General features: G+C 44.5%; 2 protein-coding genes. Both read right to left on the reverse strand.

Features of this window, described 5'->3' with window-relative positions; all coding sequences use genetic code 11:
* A partial coding sequence (gene dnaJ, locus LD39_RS08255; RefSeq protein ID WP_035545083.1) for a molecular chaperone DnaJ occupies positions 1-908 on the reverse strand: 908 nt, incomplete at its 3' end.
* Positions 909-1057: 149 nt separating this feature from the next.
* Positions 1058-2511, reverse strand: a 1454-nt coding sequence (gene dnaK, locus LD39_RS08260) for a molecular chaperone DnaK (protein WP_035545086.1), incomplete at its 5' end; no start/stop codon positions are given.

A 2511-nucleotide genomic window follows, 5' to 3' on the forward strand; every position in this document is an offset into this window, starting at 1 on the left:
CCTGTCTGGGTTCCAGCATGAATTTTCAATTTCACTTTGCCATGAACAGTTGGCACTTCAATTTCATCACCTAATGCAGCTTGCGCAAATGTCAGGGGAATTTCACAGAAGATATGGTCGCCTTCACGCTGGAAAAACTCGTGAGGCTGTACGCGGATAACCACAAATAAATCACCTGCAGGTCCGCCGTTCACGCCTTCTTCCCCTTTACCTTGGACACGGATTTGCTGACCATCATCGATTCCAGCCGGAATATCTAGATGAATCTTCTTACGGCTTTTCACACGGCCGTCTCCGCCACAGGTATTACATTTGTCTTTAATAATCTTACCACTGCCTTGGCAATGGTGACACACTCTGCGATTAACTACGCGGCCGAATGGAGTGTTTTGCTCCTGATTGATTTGACCGCTTCCTTGACAATGAGAACAGGTTTCAGGTGAAGTACCAGGCTTCGCACCAGAACCATTACAGGTCTCACATTCTTCTTCGGTAGGCAGTTCAATATCAGTGCTCTTGCCAAAGATCGCTTCTTCAAATTCCATGGTCATCGTGTATTGAAGATCAGCACCTTTACGCGGGGCATTAGGATCACGCCTGCGTCCACCGCCGCCAAAGAACATATCGAAAATATCACCGAAACCACCGAAGTCTTCAGCTCCGCCAAAACCGCCGAAGCCGCCTTGACTTGGACCTGCATGCCCAAATTGATCGTACTGTGCACGTTTCTGTTGGTCACTTAATGTCTCATAAGCCTCTTTAGCTTCTTTGAATTTCTCTGAAGCATTTTCTTCTTCGCTGACGTCTGGGTGATATTTACGCGCCAGCTTACGGTAAGCTTTCTTTATTTCATCTTTCGAGGCATCCTTTGATACACCAAGGACCTCATAATAATCGCGTTTACTCACTTGTGAATCACTCTCCCGGGCGCTATTACATAACGTTTATATTACCATTGAGATAGGGTTGAGGCAAATCCCATTTATGGTGGGCTTTACGTGAAAAAAGTCAAAGCCAAGAAGAACCTGACTTTGACTTTTGCTTTTCTTACCTATACTTACTTCTTATCGTCTTCGTTGACTTCTTCATAGTCAGCGTCGACAACGTCTTCTTCAGAACCGCCAGCTTCTTCACCTTGTTGTGCTTCAGCTTGGGCTTGAGCTTGCTCATAAAGTTTCACGGAAAGAGCTTGCACTTGCTCTTGTAAAGCTTCCTTCTTCTCTTTAATCGCATCAAGATCTTCGCCCTCTAGAGCTGTTTGAAGTTCTTCTTTCGCAGATTCAGCTTTTTGTTTCTCTTCTTCACTGACTTGCTCTCCAAGATCTTTGATTGTCTTATCAGTTGTGAAGATCAATTGATCAGCTTCGTTGCGAAGTTCGATCGCTTCACGTTTTTTCTTATCTTCTTCAGCGTTTTCTTCCGCTTGACGTACCATTTCTTCAACTTCATCGTCAGAAAGACCAGAAGAAGACTTGATAGTAATGGATTGTTCTTTGTTTGTACCCATATCTTTCGCGCGAACATTCACAATACCGTTTGCATCAATATCGAAGGAAACTTCGATTTGAGGTACACCACGTGGTGCTGGTGGAATATCCGTCAATTGGAAACGTCCAAGCGTTTTGTTGTCTTGTGCTAGTTCTCGCTCACCTTGCAGGACGTGGATGTCTACCGCTGTTTGGTTATCTGCAGCTGTAGAGAAGACTTGAGAATGACTTGTTGGAATCGTTGTGTTACGCTCGATCAATTTCGTTGTCACGCCACCCATAGTTTCAATACCAAGAGAAAGTGGAGTAACGTCTAGAAGTACAACGTCTTTAACGTCACCTTGAAGTACGCCACCTTGGATAGAAGCACCAAGAGCAACAACTTCATCAGGGTTGACCCCTTTAGAAGGTTCTTTTCCTACTTCTTTCTTGATCGCTTCTTGTACAGCTGGAATACGAGTAGAACCACCCACAAGAAGAACTTTATGAATGTCGCTAGCGCTCATGCCAGCATCTTTCATTGCTTGGCGAGTCGGCTTCATGCTTCGCTCAATCAAGTCTGAGGAAAGCTCTTCGAACTTCGCACGTGTCAAGTTCATTTCCAAGTGAAGTGGGCCTGCTTCTCCTGCTGTAATGAATGGAAGTGAGATTTGAGTTTGTGCTACACCAGAAAGGTCTTTCTTCGCTTTTTCAGCTGCATCTTTCAAGCGTTGCTTAGCCATTTTATCCTGAGATAGATCGATGCCGTTTTCTTTTTTGAATTCTGCAACCATGTGATCGATAATAACTTGGTCAAAATCGTCACCACCAAGACGGTTATCTCCGGCCGTTGATACAACTTCAAATGTACCTTCGCCAATGTCCAGGATGGATACGTCAAACGTACCGCCACCAAGGTCATACACTAAGATTGTTTGGTCTTGGTCTTCTTTATCAATACCATATGCCAGTGCAGCTGCAGTTGGTTCGTTAATGATACGCTCAACTTCAAGACCTGCAATTTTACCAGCATCTTTTGTGGCTT

The organism is Halobacillus sp. BBL2006 (genome assembly GCF_000786645.1).
GTDB lineage: Bacteria > Bacillota > Bacilli > Bacillales > Halobacillaceae > Halobacillus.